The organism is Aeromonas bivalvium, from assembly GCF_000819765.1.
In the GTDB taxonomy this organism is placed as follows: Bacteria; Pseudomonadota; Gammaproteobacteria; order Enterobacterales; family Aeromonadaceae; genus Aeromonas; species Aeromonas bivalvium.
Genome location: NZ_CDBT01000020.1, coordinates 4,183 through 20,296 on the forward strand (window position 1 = coordinate 4,183; position 16,114 = coordinate 20,296).

The 16,114-nt window shown below is 61.6% G+C and carries 14 protein-coding genes; 7 read left to right on the plus strand and 7 right to left on the minus strand.

Annotation, left to right across the window (positions count from 1 at the left end; genetic code table 11):
• Nucleotides 1–148: 148 nt before the first annotated feature.
• On the minus strand, nucleotides 149–646 hold the full coding sequence (locus tag BN1119_RS07620; protein ID WP_041996084.1) for a MerR family transcriptional regulator: 498 nt from the start codon (nucleotides 644–646) through the stop codon (nucleotides 149–151).
• 224 nt (nucleotides 647–870) lie between these two features.
• On the opposite strand from BN1119_RS07620, the gene BN1119_RS07625 reads away from it, so the two are divergent.
• Nucleotides 871–2,115: an NADH:flavin oxidoreductase/NADH oxidase family protein gene (locus BN1119_RS07625; protein ID WP_041996087.1), complete on the plus strand. Its 1,245-nt coding sequence runs from the start codon at nucleotides 871–873 to the stop codon at nucleotides 2,113–2,115.
• On the opposite strand, the gene BN1119_RS07630 is transcribed toward BN1119_RS07625, so the two are convergent.
• Both BN1119_RS07630 and BN1119_RS07635 read right to left on the minus strand, forming a co-directional pair.
• Nucleotides 2,096–2,863, minus strand: a complete 768-nt coding sequence (locus BN1119_RS07630; protein WP_052448036.1) for a DUF3142 domain-containing protein — start codon at nucleotides 2,861–2,863, stop codon at nucleotides 2,096–2,098. The two genes, BN1119_RS07625 and BN1119_RS07630, sit on opposite strands and share 20 nt — an antisense overlap.
• 3 nt (nucleotides 2,864–2,866) lie before the next feature.
• A complete protein-coding gene (locus BN1119_RS07635) occupies nucleotides 2,867–4,987 on the minus strand; it encodes a PA5441 family protein (protein WP_041996089.1) in 2,121 nt (706 codons plus the stop codon).
• Nucleotides 4,988–5,516: 529 nt separating this feature from the next.
• On the opposite strand from BN1119_RS07635, the gene BN1119_RS20670 reads away from it, so the two are divergent.
• Nucleotides 5,517–5,669 carry a hypothetical protein gene (locus tag BN1119_RS20670; protein ID WP_084205344.1) on the plus strand — a complete coding sequence of 51 codons (153 nt, stop codon included), beginning with the start codon at nucleotides 5,517–5,519 and terminating at the stop codon, nucleotides 5,667–5,669.
• A 256-nt stretch (nucleotides 5,670–5,925) separates the two neighbouring features.
• Here BN1119_RS20670 and BN1119_RS07640 read toward each other — a convergent pair whose 3' ends face one another.
• The 4 genes from BN1119_RS07640 to BN1119_RS07655 all read right to left on the minus strand — a co-directional run bounded on the left by BN1119_RS07640 (nucleotide 5,926) and on the right by BN1119_RS07655 (nucleotide 10,266).
• Complete coding sequence (locus tag BN1119_RS07640) at nucleotides 5,926–7,155, minus strand: MFS transporter (RefSeq protein ID WP_041996092.1); 1,230 nt, start codon at nucleotides 7,153–7,155, stop codon at nucleotides 5,926–5,928.
• 61 nt (nucleotides 7,156–7,216) lie between these two features.
• Nucleotides 7,217–7,987: an ABC transporter ATP-binding protein gene (locus tag BN1119_RS07645; protein ID WP_041996094.1), complete on the minus strand. Its 771-nt coding sequence runs from the start codon at nucleotides 7,985–7,987 to the stop codon at nucleotides 7,217–7,219.
• Nucleotides 7,980–9,032 carry a FecCD family ABC transporter permease gene (locus tag BN1119_RS07650; protein WP_041996096.1) on the minus strand — a complete coding sequence of 351 codons (1,053 nt, stop codon included), beginning with the start codon at nucleotides 9,030–9,032 and terminating at the stop codon, nucleotides 7,980–7,982. Before BN1119_RS07650 ends, BN1119_RS07645 begins: the two co-directional genes overlap by 8 nt.
• A gap of 115 nt (nucleotides 9,033–9,147) precedes the next feature.
• Nucleotides 9,148–10,266, minus strand: a complete 1,119-nt coding sequence (locus BN1119_RS07655) for an ABC transporter substrate-binding protein (protein WP_041996099.1) — start codon at nucleotides 10,264–10,266, stop codon at nucleotides 9,148–9,150.
• A 395-nt stretch (nucleotides 10,267–10,661) separates the two neighbouring features.
• Here BN1119_RS07655 and icd point away from each other — a divergent pair, with 395 nt between their 5' ends.
• The 5 genes from icd to rfbC all read left to right on the plus strand — a co-directional run bounded on the left by icd (nucleotide 10,662) and on the right by rfbC (nucleotide 16,031).
• Nucleotides 10,662–11,915: an NADP-dependent isocitrate dehydrogenase gene (gene icd / locus BN1119_RS07660; protein ID WP_041996102.1), complete on the plus strand. Its 1,254-nt coding sequence runs from the start codon at nucleotides 10,662–10,664 to the stop codon at nucleotides 11,913–11,915.
• A 541-nt stretch (nucleotides 11,916–12,456) separates the two neighbouring features.
• Entirely contained in the window at nucleotides 12,457–13,542 is a 1,086-nt protein-coding gene (rfbB, locus tag BN1119_RS07665; protein ID WP_041996104.1) for a dTDP-glucose 4,6-dehydratase, read from the plus strand.
• Nucleotides 13,542–14,429, plus strand: coding sequence for a dTDP-4-dehydrorhamnose reductase (gene rfbD, locus BN1119_RS07670; RefSeq protein ID WP_041996107.1), 888 nt, complete (start codon nucleotides 13,542–13,544; stop codon nucleotides 14,427–14,429). The genes rfbB and rfbD overlap by 1 nt, the downstream gene beginning before the upstream one ends.
• A 112-nt stretch (nucleotides 14,430–14,541) precedes the next feature.
• The gene (gene rfbA, locus BN1119_RS07675) at nucleotides 14,542–15,420 is read left to right on the plus strand and encodes a glucose-1-phosphate thymidylyltransferase RfbA (protein WP_041996110.1); all 879 of its coding nucleotides are present in this window, start codon (nucleotides 14,542–14,544) and stop codon (nucleotides 15,418–15,420) included.
• Between the two features lie 62 nt (nucleotides 15,421–15,482).
• Nucleotides 15,483–16,031, plus strand: coding sequence for a dTDP-4-dehydrorhamnose 3,5-epimerase (rfbC, locus tag BN1119_RS07680; protein WP_041996113.1), 549 nt, complete (start codon nucleotides 15,483–15,485; stop codon nucleotides 16,029–16,031).
• Nucleotides 16,032–16,114 lie beyond the last annotated feature (83 nt).

A 16,114-nucleotide genomic window follows, 5' to 3' on the forward strand; every position in this document is an offset into this window, starting at 1 on the left:
CCCGCCACACAGGCCCCCACGACCTCCTTGTCCGCCAGGGCGGCAAAGCCCCAGGCCCCGGGCAGATAGGCGGCGATGCGCGACGCGGCGGGATCGGCCTCCAGCAGCAGGGCCAGCGGCAGGTGAGCGGGGTCCATCTCGACAAACGTCATCCTTGTTTCTCTCCCTGTTTGTGACGGTGCGCGCCGCGCGAAACGATGGCGGGCTTGACCGATGTGCTGGCCTTGGCGGCGCCCTCGGGGGAGGCAATGCCCATGCTGGCCAGCACCCGGGCGGCGTTCTCCTCGCACGGCATCTCGCCCGGTTTGGCTTCAACCAGCTGGATCAGGGCCTGCAACTGCTGCTTGCTGTGGGCAAGCCTTGCCTCCAGTGCCTCGATGTCGCTCACCTTGGACTTGAGCGCCGCCAGCAGCGGGGCGTGCTGCCAGGTGCTGATATCCGCCGGTACCAGCTGCTTGATCTCGTCGAGGGAGAAGCCCGCCTGCTGGGCCTGGCCGATGATGGCCAGCAACTGCGCCGTTTCGGGCGGGTAGTCGCGATAGCCGTTGGCACCCCGCCGCACCTGGCTGAGCAGGCCCCTGGCTTCGTAGAAGCGGATGGCCGAGGCCGCCATGCCGGTCTGTCTGGCCAGTTCACCGATCTTCATCTTGCCTCCCGGGCTGCGGGTTGATGGGCCCGCCACGTCAATGACTGAGGGGGCGGGGTCTGGGGCATTCTAGGGTTAAAGCCCGCTTGAATGTCAACGGTCCCGAGCAAGGGCGGTGCGGCTGGATAGTATTTCCCCCATCGCAGCGGCATCCCGACAAAGGGGCTTGACCTTCAAGTCAGCTTCAAACTTATGGTGGGGCCCTCACTACCGAGGAGATCGCCATGAACCCCTTTACTCCCCTGACCCTGCCGAGTGGCAGCCAGCTTATCAACCGTCTCGCCAAGGCCGCCATGGAAGAGAACATGGCCGACCGTGACCATGCCCCTTCGGAGGCGCTGATCCAGCTCTATCGCACCTGGGCAGAGGGCGGCGCCGGCCTTATCATCACCGGCAATGTGATGGTGGACGGGCGCGCCATGACGGGGCCTGGGGGCGTGGTGCTCGATTCCCCGGCGCTATCCCCACAGATAGGCGAGCGTTTCAGGGCCTGGGCAGAGGCGGCCAAAAGCGGCGGGGGCCAGATCTGGATGCAGATCAACCACCCCGGTCGCCAGATGCCGGCGGCGCTGGGGCAGCCCACCCTGGCCCCTTCCGCCGTGCCCATGGCGCTCGGCAGTTTCTCCAAACAGTTCGCCCCGCCCAGGGCCATGAGCGAGCGCGATATTGCCGAGGTAAAGGCGCGCTTCATCAACACGGCGCGGCTGGCACAGGATCTGGGCTTTGACGGGGTGCAGATCCACGCCGCCCACGGTTATCTGCTCAGCCAGTTCCTCTCGCCGCTCACCAACCAGCGCCGCGATCGTTGGGGCGGCAGCCTTGAGAATCGTGCCCGCCTGCTGCTGGAGATAGTGCAGGGGATACGTGAGCAGGTGGGGGATTGCTTCTCCCTGTCGGTCAAGCTCAACTCCGCCGACTTTCAGCGTGGCGGCTTCAGCACCGAGGATGCCAGGGCTGTGGTCGAGATGCTCAACCCCCTCGGGGTGGATCTGGTGGAGCTCTCCGGCGGCAGTTACGAGGCGCCCGCCATGCACGGCCAGGCCCGGGATGGCCGTACCCTGGCGCGGGAAGCCTATTTTCTGACGTTTGCCGAAGAGATAGTGAGTGCCGCTCATATGCCCGTGATGGTGACCGGGGGGATCCGCCGTTATCCGGTGGTGGAGCAGGTGCTCGGCAGCGGAGTGGCGGTCGTCGGCATGGCCACCGCGCTGGCCATAGCACCGGATCTGCCAGCCAGATGGCGCCGGGAGCAGGCGGCAAGCGCCGAGCTGCGGCCCATCCCCTGGCGCAACAAGGTGCTGGCCTCGGTAGGCTATATGGCGATGGTGAAATACCAGCTGCGGCGGCTTGGGCGCGGCCAGCCGAGCCGCCCCAAGGTCGCACCCGCCCTGGCGCTGGCCTGCCAGCAGTGGCAGACCCTGCGTGGCAACGCCCGCTATCGGCGCTGGATCAAGGGGCAGGGGGTGTGAAGGAGGATATCGCCCTGCTGGCCCCCGGGCTCTGCGCCGGGCGGTTGAGCAGAAAGACCACCTCGCCCCGGTAGTGGGGGGAGGCGGCCAGTGTTGTCTGCCAGGCGGGATCCCACTCCCCATCCTGCACCAGCCCTACCTTGAACGGGATGGTCAGTTGCGCCATGGCGGGCAGATAGGCCTGATAGCCAGGCACAGTGCGTGTGCCCTGATAGGTCTGGATCACCAGCTCGTCCACGGGCAGGCGATTGAGCTCTGCCACGTCCCCCGTTTTCGCCCAGTCGAGCAGCCCAGTCACGCTGAGCTTGCACCCGGGAGGCAGGGCGCGCCGCAGTTGTTGCAGGGCGTCGCCATAGCGATCGAGCTGGCGGGTCGCCGCATCGAAGTCGATCTGGATGCCCGCCACCTGGGCCCCGGCCGCGCGCCACGCCTCGTAGAGGCGCACCAGCACCTGCTGGTGGGCGGGGGAGATGGGGAGGGCGTTGACACGCACCACCAGCCAGACCTGCCCGGCCTTGAGGGGGGAGGGAACCCGCCCCAGCTTGACGAAGCGGGGGCCGCCGGGCCTGTCCAGGATCTCCCCCTGATGCAGATAGAGGGTGCTGGCCTGTTCCAGAACCGGCTGGTGGCGGGTGGCGGACCAGAGCCAGAACTCGTGATAGGCGCTGGCATCGACGCTGGCCTCAAGGGGGGCGGCCAGGATCGCCAGCAGCAGCGCCAGCAGGGCGCGTTCAGGGGGTCTGCTCATGGATCACCAGTAGTATTTGAGGGATCTGGCCCACACCGAGTTGCCATAGCGCTGCTTGAGGGTGTTGAACCAGGCCTGCCGGGTGCGTTTGGGGATCTCCTGGCTGTCGCAGCTGTTGTAGCCGGAGGGGGCATAGCACTGGATGGCGCGATAGAGGGCATAGCTCTTGTCCTCGGGCTCCGCCTTGGGGTTGGCCATCACGGTCTGATAGAGGGCGAGCCGGCTCGGGGATGTGGGGCGCTCGTCTTGCGCCAGTCCCCAGATCATCTCGCTACCCTGCCACAGGTCGATATGGGGCTTTCGGCTGCGCAGGTACTCTCCCAGGCAGTTGAGGGCATGACCATCGTCGGGGTGCTGCACCAGGGTGCCAAGGGTCTGGGCCAGATCTCGGCAGTGGTAGCCCTGGGGCGTCTCCTCCCCACGCCACTGGAACGCCGAGAGGCGCACATCCCCATTGGGCACCGGCTGCCAGGGGGCGTCGGCGGGAGGGGTCGCCTCCTTGTGATCGGCGGGGATGAGGGCCACATCCTGCAAGAAGGTGGCAGGGTCGCTGGCGATGAGATCCCGCACCAGCAGGGTATGGAGCGCAATCTGCCGCTCCGCCGCGCTCGGGCCCTGACTGGCTTGCTGGCGCAAGAGGGCGGGTTCGGCCTCCTGCTTGAGCACGGCCGCGCGGATGCGCAGCTGGGTGATGGGGCTGCCCGGCTGGAAGATGGCCGCCGTGTTGCCAGTGCGCACCCAGTGATCCGCCAGCACGTTCTCCACGAACGCCTGCTGGGCTTGATTGAGGGGGGAGGTCACCAGCGCCATCAGGGCCTGCTCGGCCTTGTCGAAGGCCTTCATGCCCTGCCAGGCCCAGATGCGCAGCATCTGGTGGCTGAATGCCAGGGTGGCGTCCTCCTGGCCCGGGGAGGGCAGGGCCAGCACCTGCTCGAACTGCTTGTCCAACAAGAGGATATAGGCCTTGAGGTAGGCCGCCTGCGCCTTGTGACCGGTTTTTTGCAGTTGCGCGATGGCCTCGTCCAGCTGGGCATCTTGCCAGTCCCGCGGCCGCTCATAGGCAGGTCTGAGGCCCCGCAGGGCATTGACGAACAACAGCGCCGGCTGGGCCGAGTCCTGATAGACCGCCTGTTGGCGATAGGCATCGCCACTGAGCAGGGTGAGATCGATCTCGTTGACCAGGGCCTCCAGCGCCGGCAAGGGCTGGCGGGTTGCCATGGCCTCGTCATAGGCATCCCGCAGGGCGCCGAGATCCCCGGCCATCCACTGGATGCGTCTGAACAATCCTCTGGTCGAGCTGGCGTAGCGCCCCTGCGGGTAGGTCACCAGATAGGCCTGACCCTGGGCCATGGCGCGGCGAAGGGCCTCCTTGTCACTCCTGGCCACGTCCTGATCGCCGTATTCGTCTTTGGCCTCCTTCATCGCTAGGTTGATCTCCGTGCGCATCACCATGTAGGTCGCGCTCTCGGCCACCCAGGGGGCCTTGGCCTGCTGCAAGGCGGCAAAGCCTGCGCGGGCCTCCTCGAAGCGGCTCTCGTAGAAGTGACGGGCGGCCTGCAGATACCCCTGCCACTCAAGGGCAGCACCGCTCATTTCGGTAGCGGGGGCCGGGCTCTCCTGCTGGCCCAGGATCAGCAGACGGCTTCGCAGCAGCGACGTGCGCTCCGGGGCGGGCACCTCGCTCTGCTCGAGGGCGTCCAGAAACGCACTGACCGAGGAGAGGGAGTTGGAGATGGCGTGGCCGTAGAGGGAGTCGCGGCCCGCGTAGTGCTCGAGCAGCGGGGGGAGGGACGGGTCGTAGGCGGCCAGCCGGCTGCCCAGCTGCTCGCGCAGCGCCGGGTCTTCCACCTCGTCTGGCTGGGGGAGGCGCATCAGAGAGAAGAGCGCCTTGTCACGCTCGTTCAGCGGATCCGCCGGCAGGGTGAAGGGAAGGGGATGGCGCTGCTGATCCGCCAGCAGCATCAGCAGATTGCCCCGGGTGTCGTTCTCGTTGAGATAGAGCGGATAGGTGGGCAGCGGGCAGTCGGTGAGCCAGAAGCCGCACCCGCCACCGTCGCCGGAGGCGAGGGCGGGCACAGCGGCAATGGCCGCGACCAGCGCAGAGCCATATGTCAGTATCTTCATCGAAGGTGGTATCCGTTCGGTGTCGGTGGGCCGGGCTTGCAGAACAGGCCAGCGCGGTGAGTCGCCATGGCTGGCCATGGTACGAGATAGGGTTGCAATCGACAACCTATTGGCGGCCAGCACCGAGCCGCACCTCGGATGGGGCATCGATGACTGGGGTTATACCGCCCCTTGTCAGCCGGGCAGAGAGCGAAGGCGTGCCTGGTTCGGCCGCCTTTCATGAAAAAAGCGTGCATAGCCCGGGGCCTGGGAGGATGACGGACCCGTTGCCGAGGATTTATGTTAATTGTCTGATATAAAATGATTTTATGGTTTTTTATGGTGATGGATAAGCGCGCCAAGGATGGCCTCAAACGAAATATTTCTCATTTTTTTAGATTGGTTTTTGCATAATCAATCGTTTATTTCGTTGGGAAATTTGAGCTGTCCTGGTGTCCAATCTCGGGAACAGGTTGACCTGCCTCCATGGAGGCCGTGCCGTCAGCCAGTGTGTAACCGATGTGCAATCGAGATGTAAGGAGACATCCAGATGGAAAAACTTGACCAAGAGGTAGACACCATGCGCCAGAAATTCGAGTCCCAGGGGCTGAAACAGGCGCAGGAGAAATGGCAGGCCAGGTTTGATGAACTGCAACGGGAGCGCACCGAGCTGCCCAGGCTCAATGCGGCACAAGAGCACTAGTCAGACGGCCGCGAGGCCCGGATGACAAGCATAATGACCACCGCCCCAAGAGAGGGCGGTGTTTTTTTGCAAGGGACGGGTCTGGGGTTGCCCGCGTCGGCGCAGCACGCCACAGAGATCCTGGCCGGATAGCTGGCGTCGGGATCCTGCCCCCGGCTTGCCCATCTTTGGGGGAGCCGGTCGGGCTGCGGCGTCAGCGGGCTATTCTCCCCTGATCAACCATCACAAGGGCCATCGCAAGATGGCCCTTGTGCATTCAGGCAGACGAGGTGGCGGCTGGGGCCTGGGTGGCTCTGAGGTGAGTGTAGAGGCCGAGCCCGGCCAGCAATCCGACCAGGGCCAGCAGGTACCAGATGGCGGTGGCGGGGCGGCTGCCTGCATCCCCCAGCATAAAACCGATAAGCAGGTTGCCAAAAAGCGCCATGCAGCCCCCCGCGCTGGCATAAAAACCGTAGTAGCTGGCGAGCTGGTCGGGGGGGGCGTAGCGGGGCAGCTGGGCGGCAAAGAGCGGGAAGCAGAGAACTGAGCCGAGGGAGAGCAGGGCCACCTGGGCCAGGACGCCCGCCGTCGGCCAGGGGGAGAGCAGGGGCAGGGCCAGATAGCTCATTCCCATCAGCCCTATGCCGAGCCCCATGGCGCGCGGCACCCCAAGGCGGCGCTCCACCAGACGCGACGCCGGCAGCTGGAGCAGGACGCCGATCACCGCCGAGAGGGTGAAGACGCCGCCGAGCAGCTGGGTGGCGTCCGGCAGGCTCTGGATATGGGCGGGCAGGGCCAGATAGAGCTGGTGGAACAGGATCTGGTAGCTGCCCGCCAGCAGGGTGAACATCATGAAGGGGCGCTGGCGCACTATGGTGCCCCACTGGCGCAGGATGGCGCCGCGCGGGGTGTGGGTGTCTACCGGGCGTTTGGGTAGCCCCCGATATTGCAACACCCCGAGCAGGGCGAACAGGCCCGCCGCCAGGAAACCGGTCAGGGCATAGCTCTGCTGGGTCAGGGTGAGGCCGACCAGGGGGCCGAGCAGCATGCCCGCCTGGCTGGCGAGATTGTGCAGGGCGAAGGCGCGCTGACGCTGATCGGGCGCACGGCATTCGCTGGCGAGGTAAGCCTGGGCGCAGGGGGTGAACAGGGCCCCGGCAAAGCCGGTCAGGGCCGCCGCCAGCAGCAGTATGGGCAGAGACTCGGCCCAGCCCAGCAGCATGAAGCCCAAGGATCGCACCAGGCAACCCCAGACGATGGCGGGGTGATAGCCGATGCGATCCCCGAGCGTCCCCCCCAGCAGAAACAACCCCTGCTGGCTGAAGACCCGCATCCCCATGACCAGACCGCAGGCCCAGCCGGCGAGACCAAGCCCGCTGCCCATGTGCTGGGCGAGGAAAGGCAGCATCATGTAGAAGCCGAGGTTGAAGGCCAGGCCGTTGATGATGAGCAGGCGGGCGGCCGGGCTCATGCCCTGCCAGTCCCGCCAGTAGGAAGCGCGGCTCATGGGGTGTTTACCCAGGCGCCGGTTGCGGGCCACGTCGCAGCTGGCGTCATGGGCGATCTCGTCATGATGCTCTGCGCACGGTGCGCAGGAAGGGAATGCCGCTCTGATCGTGGCTTATCTGCACCGGCACCTGATAGAGGCGCTCGATGAGGGCCGCGTCGAGCACCCGGGCGGGGGGACCGAAGGCCTGCAGATCGCCCCCTGCCAGCACGATCAGCTGATCGGCAAACTGGGCCGCCAGGTTGAGATCGTGCAGCACCACTAGGGTGATCCACTGCTGCGCCCGGGTCTGCTGACAGAGGTGCTCCATCAGCTGCATCTGGTGGTGCAGATCCAGGGCGCTGACCGGTTCGTCCAGCATCATGATGCGGGGATCCCGCAGCAGCACCTGGGCAAACAGCACCATCTGGCGCTGGCCGCCGCTCAAGGAGTAGAGGGGGCGATCAGCCAGATGGGCGATGCCAAGGGCCTGCAGGGCGCGACCGGCCGCCAGTATGTCTTCGTCCGCCAGGCGCATGGATAGGCTGTCGAGACGCCCCAGCACCACCACCTCGATGACGCTCAAATCCAGCTCCAGCTGGATGTTCTGGGGCATGTAGCCAAACTGCTGGCGCCATTTGGCCTGGGTCATCTGGCGCTGTGACTGCCCGGCCAGACTGATCTCGCCAGCGGCCGGGGTCAGCTCGCCAAACAGGGTGCGCAGCAATGAGGTCTTGCCGGTCCCGTTCGGGCCGATGATCACATGGACCTGACCCGGCTGCAGGGTGAGGTCGAGATCCCGCAGCAGGGTCTGCTGGCCGAGGGAGAGGGAGAGTCGGGATATCTCAAGCACGTTTACGCCCCCTGCCGAGGATCAACCAGATGAAAAAGGGCACGCCAATGAGCGCGGTGACGATGCCGATGGGAAACAGGGCGCCGGGCACGATGGACTTGGAGAGCACAGAGGCTGCCGACAGCATGCAGGCGCCGCACAGGGCGGAGAGGGGGATCAAGAAGCGCTGATCTTCCCCCACCAGCATGCGGGCGATGTGGGGAGCCACCAGGCCGACGAAACCGATGACACCGACGAAGCTGGTGGCGGTGGCGGTGAGCAGGGCGACCAGGATCAGGGTCTTCATGCGCAGCCTGTCCACGTTGACCCCAAGGCTGCGGGCGCGGGCTTCCCCGAGGCGCAGGCTGGTGAGGGCCCAGGCATCCTGGTAGATGAGCAGGGTGCAGATCAGGGTGACGGCGGCCGTGATGGCCAGGGAGTCCCAGGTGGTGCGCATCAGGCTGCCAAACAGCCAGAACAGGATCTGCTGGTTGAGCTCGGGGGAGGAGAGGAACTGCAGCAGGGAGAGCAGGGACTGGAACAGGAACAGCAGGGCGATACCCGCCAGGATCAGGGTCTGGCTGCTGACGTTGCGCATCATGGCAAGGCCGAACAAGAGGCTGGCGGCAACCATGCACAGGATGAAGGCCCCGGCCGGAATGGCCACCAGGGGCGGCAGCCCGAGACCACCGGTGTAGAGGGCCAGTGCGGCGCCCAGCCCGGCCGCCGCCGCGAGCCCCAGGGTGTAGGGACTGGCGAGGGGGTTGTCCAGCAGGGTCTGCATCTGGACGCCGCCAAGGCCGAGGGAGGCGCCGACCACCAGGGCCATCAGGGCGATGGGCAGGCGCATGTCATGGACTATGGTGCGGGTCATGGCGTCCGCCTGAGCGGGAGAGAGCAGGGCATCGACCACTTCCCCCAGCGGCAGCAGGGAGGGGCCGGTGGCGATATCGAGCACTAGCGTGATGCACAGCACCAGGCTGAGCAGCGCCAGCCAGTGCCAGCGACGGCGTTCCCGTTGCCGTTGGCGGGTGAGGGTCTGCTGCAGGGCAGCCAAATCATTCATGATAACCATCCTGACGCGGGCGCTCTTGATGAAGCGCCCTGTGGGTAACAAGCAAGGGCGAAGGCGTTGCCTGCCTTGACGGCAGCGCGAGCCGCAGTGGCCTGCGGCTCTGGACTCAGTTCACCTGGGACGGGTTTACCCCTAGCATGAAGGTGCCCTGGGGACGAATGGGCAGATAGCTGCGGTAGAAGCTCTGATAGGTGGCCAGGGGATCGAGATCCTGGAACAGGTCCGGGTAGAGGGCCTTGGCCATGAACTCGATGAGGGCGGCATCCATGATGCTGCGGGTGGCGCCGTGATAGACCGCATAGAGGCGACCCTGCTGCACCGCAGGCAGATCGCGCCAGCCCGGACGGGCGGCAAAGCCTGCCAGGCGCTGGCGCACGGTCTCGGCCGACACATCCTGGCCCACCTGCATCGCTTCTGGGTTGCTGACGCTCTCGTAGCCCGCCATCAGGATCACTTCGGGCTTGCTCGCCAGCAGTTGTTCCGGGTGGATTTGACCCCAGCGATCGACGAAGGGGGCCGCGACGTTGTCACCCCCTGCCAGCAGGGCCATGGCGCCCCACATGTCCTTGCCATAGGTGTAGCTGTACTCGGCCGGCCCCTTGTCACCCAGTTCGATGTAGACCCGGGGCGGCTGGCGCTTCGCCGCGGCAATGCGCGACGTGATGGTGTCAATTTTGGCCTTGTATTCGTCGGCCATCGTGCGGGCGCGAGCCTCCTGGCCGGTCAGCTTGCCAAGCAGCAGGGTGCTCGCCATGTGGCGGGCCAGGGTCTGGGCGTTGTAGTCCACCACCACTACCGGGATGCCCGCCTGCTCGAGGCGCGGCAGATCCGGGGCCAGGGCCTCGTATTGCCACTGGGCCAGGATCACCAGGTCGGGCTTGACCGCCAGGGTCTTCTCGATGGAGAAGCTCTGATCCTGCACGTTGCCAAGGTCAGGCACCTTGGCCAGTTGCGGCAGGCTGGCCACATAGAGGGACCAGATGGCGGGGCGGGACTTGACGAACCAGCCACGGGACATGCCCACCAGGCGATCGGCACCCCCTTCACCGGCCACGGCCAGATAATCCTCGGGATAGAAACCGAGCACGATGCGGTTGGCCGGGAGGCTCAGAGAGACCTTGCGGCCCATCACATCTTCCACTTCAACGGGGGCGGCGTGCGCCATCCAGCTCATCAGGGCGAGCTGGCCAAGCAGCAGCAAGCTTGCCAGGGGGGAACGAAACATCTTGTTGGAACCTCGGGGGGATGGACACTAGAAAGAAAGTGAGAACTATTGCTATTTCATCACCAAAACGCAATGGGGTTTTGCATGGTTTGTCCTCTTCCCTGCCTGTACAGGCGTATCGTTTGCGCGGTGCGTGAGCCTTATGGGTCTCGTTCTGTCCCGGATATCCAGCATATGGCGTCGAATGGCATCGTTGTGTCCTGCATGAGCGCCGCCGGAGGAGAGGGAGAAAGTGTGGACCTGCCGCCTGTTTCATCCGGACTCGGGGTGCATTGTGATCCAGTGCGCGACTATGGCCCGCGCTGCGTGCTCGCCATTTGATTATGTAAAGGGATGGGCTAAGATGGCCGCGCGAAATGATCAGATTGATAACAAACGGAAGTTAGGAGATGCCGATGGAAAGCAAAGTAGTAATCCCGACCCAGGGTCAGAAAATCACCGTTGCAGCCGATGGCAAGCTGAACGTGCCGAACAACCCCATCATTCCGTTTATCGAAGGGGATGGTATCGGCGTGGACGTGACCCCGGCCATGCTGAACGTGGTCAACGCTGCGGTCGAGAAGGCTTACAAAGGCGAGCGTTCGATCGCCTGGATGGAGATCTACACGGGTGAGAAGTCCACCCATGTCTATGGTGAAGGCGCCTGGTTGCCGGCCGAGACCCTGGATTTCATCCGTGAATACTGTGTGGCCATCAAGGGCCCGCTGACCACCCCGGTCGGCGGCGGCATCCGCTCCCTCAACGTGGCCCTGCGCCAGGAGCTGGATCTCTACGTCTGCCTGCGCCCGGTGCGCTACTACCAGGGCACCCCCAGCCCGGTCAAATCCCCCGAGCTGACCGACATGGTGATCTTCCGCGAGAACGCCGAAGACATCTACGCCGGCATTGAGTGGAAAGCCGACAGCGATGAAGCCAAGAAAGTGATCGCCTTCCTGCAAAACGAGATGGGTGTGAAGAAAATTCGCTTCCCCGAGTCCTGCGGCATCGGCATCAAGCCCATGTCCAAGGCCGGTACCGAGCGTCTGGTCCGTGCCGCCATCGAGTACGCCATCGACAACGACCGCGACTCCGTGACCCTGGTGCACAAGGGCAACATCATGAAGTTCACCGAAGGTGCCTTCAAGGATTGGGGCTATGCCCTGGCCCAGAAAGAGTACGATGCCCAGCTCATCGACGGCGGCCCCTGGTGCTCCTTCAAGAACCCCAAGACCGGCAAGACCATCATCGTCAAGGACGTCATCGCCGATGCCTTCCTGCAACAGATCCTGCTGCGCCCGGCCGAGTATGACGTCATCGCCTGCATGAACCTCAACGGTGACTACATCTCCGACGCCTTGGCCGCTCAGGTCGGCGGTATCGGCATCGCCCCGGGCGCCAACATCGGCGACGGTGTGGCCCTGTTCGAAGCGACCCACGGCACTGCACCCAAGTACGCAGGTCAGGACAAGGTGAACCCGGGTTCCCTCATCCTCTCCGCCGAGATGATGCTGCGCCACCTGGGCTGGACCGAGGCGGCAGATCTGGTCGTGAAGGGGATGGAGCGTGCCATCGCCAACAAGACGGTCACCTATGACTTCGAGCGACTGATGGAAGGCGCTACCCTGCGCTCCTGCTCCCAGTTCGCCCAGGACATGATCGATCAGATGTAATCTATTGATTAAGTTGATATTAAGAGGCAGCCATCCCCCGATGGCTGCCTCTTTTCGTTAGTCGGTTCCCAAAGGGGGATGCTTTTCGGGCAGAAGAGGGACCATAAAACGGTCTGAGATAGAGATAGATTCCAACGGCACCTGATTAATTGCGGATTAATCAACCAAACGGGCCTTGGCAATTTGCTTTTCAGTATCTCTTGGCGGGAGGGAAGTGATAGAATCCTAGGCTGTTTTAACGACTGTCCATAAGCGTTTTTTCATGGAGAGTCCAACGCGTGTCAACTCATCCCTGAGCTCCCGATGCGCATTCCTGCAGTGCTAAGCGTCACTTGAGGTCAACATCATGATCCTTGCACGCACACAATCCGGTCAAAAGCAGCAAACTGGGGGCTGTAACTCAGGGGCGGTAGCTATGGTATTCGGGGTTATTGGCGCAATAGTCAGTAATTATCAAAGAAAGTAGGTAGCATCGTTTGTAGCAAACGGGTGTCCCCAATTTATCTCATTTCAGCACCAATTTTTATTCAAGAGCATATCTATGAAAATACTCGTTACTGGCGGAGCGGGCTTTATCGGTTCTGCGGTTGTTCGTCATATTGTAAGGGATACCAACGACTCCGTCGTTAATCTGGATAAACTCACCTATGCGGGCAATCTGGAGTCCCTGGCAGAGGTATCGGTCAGTGAGCGTTACGCCTTCGAGCAGGTAGATATCTGCAACCGCGCCGAGCTGGATCGGGTATTTGCAGCGCATCAGCCGGATGCGGTGATGCACCTGGCGGCGGAGAGCCATGTGGATCGTTCCATCACAGGCCCTGCCGATTTTATCGAAACCAATATCGTCGGCACCTACATGCTGCTGGAAGCGGCCCGAGCCTACTGGAGCGGTCTGGATGAGATGCGCAAAGCGGCCTTCCGCTTCCATCATATCTCCACCGACGAGGTGTATGGCGACCTGCCCCATCCAGATGAAGTGGCCCCCGGTGTTGCACTGCCGCTCTTTACCGAAACCACCCCTTATGCCCCCAGCAGCCCTTATTCTGCCTCCAAGGCTTCGAGCGATCATCTGGTGCGCGCCTGGCGCCGTACCTACGGCCTGCCGACTGTTGTCACCAACTGCTCCAACAACTACGGCCCGTACCACTTCCCCGAGAAACTGATCCCGCTGGTGATCCTCAACGCCCTGGATGGCAAACCGCTGCCGGTATACGGCAAGGGTGACCAGATCCGTGACTGGCTCTATGTAGAAGATCACGCCCGCGCGCTTTATACCGTGGTCACCACAGGTGTCATCGGCGAGACCTACAACATCGGCGGTCATAACGAGAAACAGAATCTGGAAGTTGTTCATACCATCTGCGATCTGCTGGATGAAATGGTACCCAAGGCTGGCTCCTACCGCGATCAAGTCACCTACGTGGCGGACCGCCCAGGTCATGATCGCCGTTATGCCATTGATGCCAGCAAGATGAGCGCAGAACTGGATTGGCAACCAAAGGAGACTTTCGAATCAGGTATTCGCAAAACCGTGCAGTGGTATTTGGATAACCAGCAATGGGTCAACAACGTAAAAAGCGGTACCTACCAATCTTGGATTGAACAGAATTACGGGGAGCGTGTCTGATGCATATTTTGCTGTTTGGCAAAAACGGCCAGGTAGGCTGGGAGCTGCAGCGTGCACTGGCGCCGTTGGGCCGCATCACCGCTGTTGATTTTGACTCCACCGACTATTGCGGCGATTTCAGCAACCCGGCAGGGGTGGCAGAAACGGTTCGTCTTGTCAAACCCGATGTCATCGTGAACGCGGCGGCCCACACGGCAGTCGACAAGGCGGAAAGTGAACAGGAATTTGCCGTGTTGCTCAACGCCACCAGCGTGGAGGCGATTGCCAAAGAAGCCGAGGCGTTGGGTGCCTGGCTGGTGCACTATTCCACCGATTACGTGTTCGATGGCAGTGGCGAGCGGCCCTGGACTGAGAGCGACCAGACCGCCCCGCTCAACGTCTATGGTGAGACCAAGCTGGCAGGGGAGCATGCTGCTGCGCTTTGCTCACGCCACCTTGTCTTTCGCACCAGTTGGGTCTATGCCGCCCGAGGCAACAACTTTGCCAAGACCATGTTGCGTATTGGCAAGGAGCGTGCAGAAATATCTGTCATCAACGACCAGTTTGGTGCCCCGACCGGTGCCGAGTTGCTGGCCGATTGCACCGCTCATGCGATCCGCGTTGCGCAAAACAAGCCAGAGGTCGCCGGGCTTTACCATTTGATCGCCTCCGGTACGACCACCTGGTTTGACTATGCCCAGCGGGTATTTGCCAAGGCTAGAGAGGCTGGGGTTGAACTGGCTGTCACGCAACTCAATGCCGTGCCGACCAGCGCTTTCCCAATCCCGGCCAAACGTCCCCATAACTCTCGGCTCGATACCCGCAAATTCCAGCAGACCTTCGATCTGGTATTGCCGGACTGGACCGCCGGTGTGGATCGGATGTTGACCGAGATCTTGGACAAGTAAGTCACTGACCAAAGATGTATTGAATGCAATCTTCGTCGGTAGGGATAAAACGTAAAAGGAGTAGCATTTGGCCACCCTTTTCTTTGCAGCTTAAAACAAGAAAATAAGCATCATGACTAAACGTAAAGGCATTATTCTGGCCGGGGGTTCAGGCACTCGCCTCTATCCGGTGACCATGGCGGTGAGCAAACAGTTGCTACCTATCTATGACAAGCCGATGATCTACTACCCGCTGAGCACCCTGATGCTGGCGGGTATTCGCGATATCTTGATCATCAGCACGCCGCAAGATACCCCTAGATTCGAACAGTTACTCGGGGATGGCAGCCAATGGGGCTTGAGTTTGCAGTACAAGGTGCAACCAAGCCCGGACGGATTGGCACAAGCGTTTATTCTGGGTGAAGAGTTTATCGGGTCAGACCCCTGTGCGCTGGTGCTGGGCGACAACATCTTCTATGGTCACGACCTGCAGAAGCAGTTGGAAGCGGCAGCGGGAAAAGAGAGTGGTGCCACCGTATTTGCCTACCACGTGCACGACCCAGAGCGTTATGGGGTTGTGGAATTTGACAAGCAGGGCACTGCTATCTCTCTGGAAGAAAAACCACTGGAGCCCAAGAGCAACTATGCGGTGACTGGCCTCTATTTCTACGACAACAGCGTGGTGGAGATCGCCAAGAGTCTGAAGCCGTCGCCGCGTGGTGAGCTTGAAATCACCGATGTGAACCGTATCTACCTGGAGCAAGGCAATCTGTCGGTCGCCATGATGGGTCGTGGTTATGCCTGGCTCGATACCGGCACCCATGAAAGCCTGATCGAAGCGAGCAACTTTATTCAAACCATCGAGACACGTCAGGGGCTGAAAGTCTCATGTCCGGAAGAGATCGCCTATCGCCAGAAGTTTATTACTGCCGAGCAGGTTCGTGAACTTGCAGCACCGTTGGCAAAGAACGCCTATGGACAATATTTGTTGAAAATGGTTGCCAAAGCCTGATGTGATATAGGGAGAGGGGGTATGTTCCCCCTATAAAATTTGAATTAAATGTGGATACACAGATGAATGTAATCAAGACAGCAATTCCTGACGTGCTTATATTTGAGCCCAAAGTGTTTGGTGATGAGCGGGGATTTTTCTTTGAGAGTTTCAACCATAAGCAGTTTGAAGAGGCGGTAGGATATCCAGTGACTTTTGTGCAGGATAATCACTCAAAGTCATCGAAAGGGGTATTGCGCGGCTTGCATTATCAGTTGCCTCCCCATGCCCAGGGCAAACTAGTGCGTTGTGTGGTGGGTGAAGTATATGATGTAGCGGTAGATATTCGCAAAAGCTCACTGACCTTTGGGCAATGGGTCGGAGTTCATCTATCTGGTGAGAACAAGCGGCAGTTGTGGATCCCTGAAGGGTTTGCTCACGGTTTTGTCACACTAAGCGAGACTGCAGAGTTTTTATATAAAACTACGAACTATTATGTGCCGCAATCTGAGGGGGCCATTCGTTGGGATGAGCCGCAAGTCGGTATAGCGTGGCCGATTGAAGATGAGGTAAGTTTATCCACAAAAGATAATGTTGCCATGATGCTTGCAAGTGCCGTCATTTTTGAATAGTTAATATAATCTTCAGGGATAACTCCTTGTATCTTAATATATAATAATGAATTAATCATTCTGTGTGTTTTAATGTGCTATCG

Excerpts from the sequence above, each read along its gene's own strand:
- rfbB (WP_041996104.1), top strand. The coding sequence starts at position 12,457 with ATGAAAATACTCGTTACTGGCGGAGCGGGCTTTATCGGTTCTGCGGTT.
- icd (WP_041996102.1), top strand. The coding sequence starts at position 10,662 with ATGGAAAGCAAAGTAGTAATCCCGACCCAGGGTCAGAAAATCACCGTT.
- BN1119_RS07630 (WP_052448036.1), bottom strand. The coding sequence starts at position 2,863 with ATGAGCAGACCCCCTGAACGCGCCCTGCTGGCGCTGCTGCTGGCGATC.
- BN1119_RS07625 (WP_041996087.1), top strand. The coding sequence starts at position 871 with ATGAACCCCTTTACTCCCCTGACCCTGCCGAGTGGCAGCCAGCTTATC.
- BN1119_RS07655 (WP_041996099.1), bottom strand. The coding sequence starts at position 10,266 with ATGTTTCGTTCCCCCCTGGCAAGCTTGCTGCTGCTTGGCCAGCTCGCC.
- rfbA (WP_041996110.1), top strand. The coding sequence starts at position 14,542 with ATGACTAAACGTAAAGGCATTATTCTGGCCGGGGGTTCAGGCACTCGC.
- rfbC (WP_041996113.1), top strand. The coding sequence starts at position 15,483 with ATGAATGTAATCAAGACAGCAATTCCTGACGTGCTTATATTTGAGCCC.
- rfbD (WP_041996107.1), top strand. The coding sequence starts at position 13,542 with ATGCATATTTTGCTGTTTGGCAAAAACGGCCAGGTAGGCTGGGAGCTG.
- BN1119_RS07635 (WP_041996089.1), bottom strand. The coding sequence starts at position 4,987 with ATGAAGATACTGACATATGGCTCTGCGCTGGTCGCGGCCATTGCCGCT.
- BN1119_RS07640 (WP_041996092.1), bottom strand. The coding sequence starts at position 7,155 with ATGAGCCGCGCTTCCTACTGGCGGGACTGGCAGGGCATGAGCCCGGCC.
- BN1119_RS07650 (WP_041996096.1), bottom strand. The coding sequence starts at position 9,032 with ATGAATGATTTGGCTGCCCTGCAGCAGACCCTCACCCGCCAACGGCAA.
- BN1119_RS20670 (WP_084205344.1), top strand. The coding sequence starts at position 5,517 with ATGGAAAAACTTGACCAAGAGGTAGACACCATGCGCCAGAAATTCGAG.
- BN1119_RS07620 (WP_041996084.1), bottom strand. The coding sequence starts at position 646 with ATGAAGATCGGTGAACTGGCCAGACAGACCGGCATGGCGGCCTCGGCC.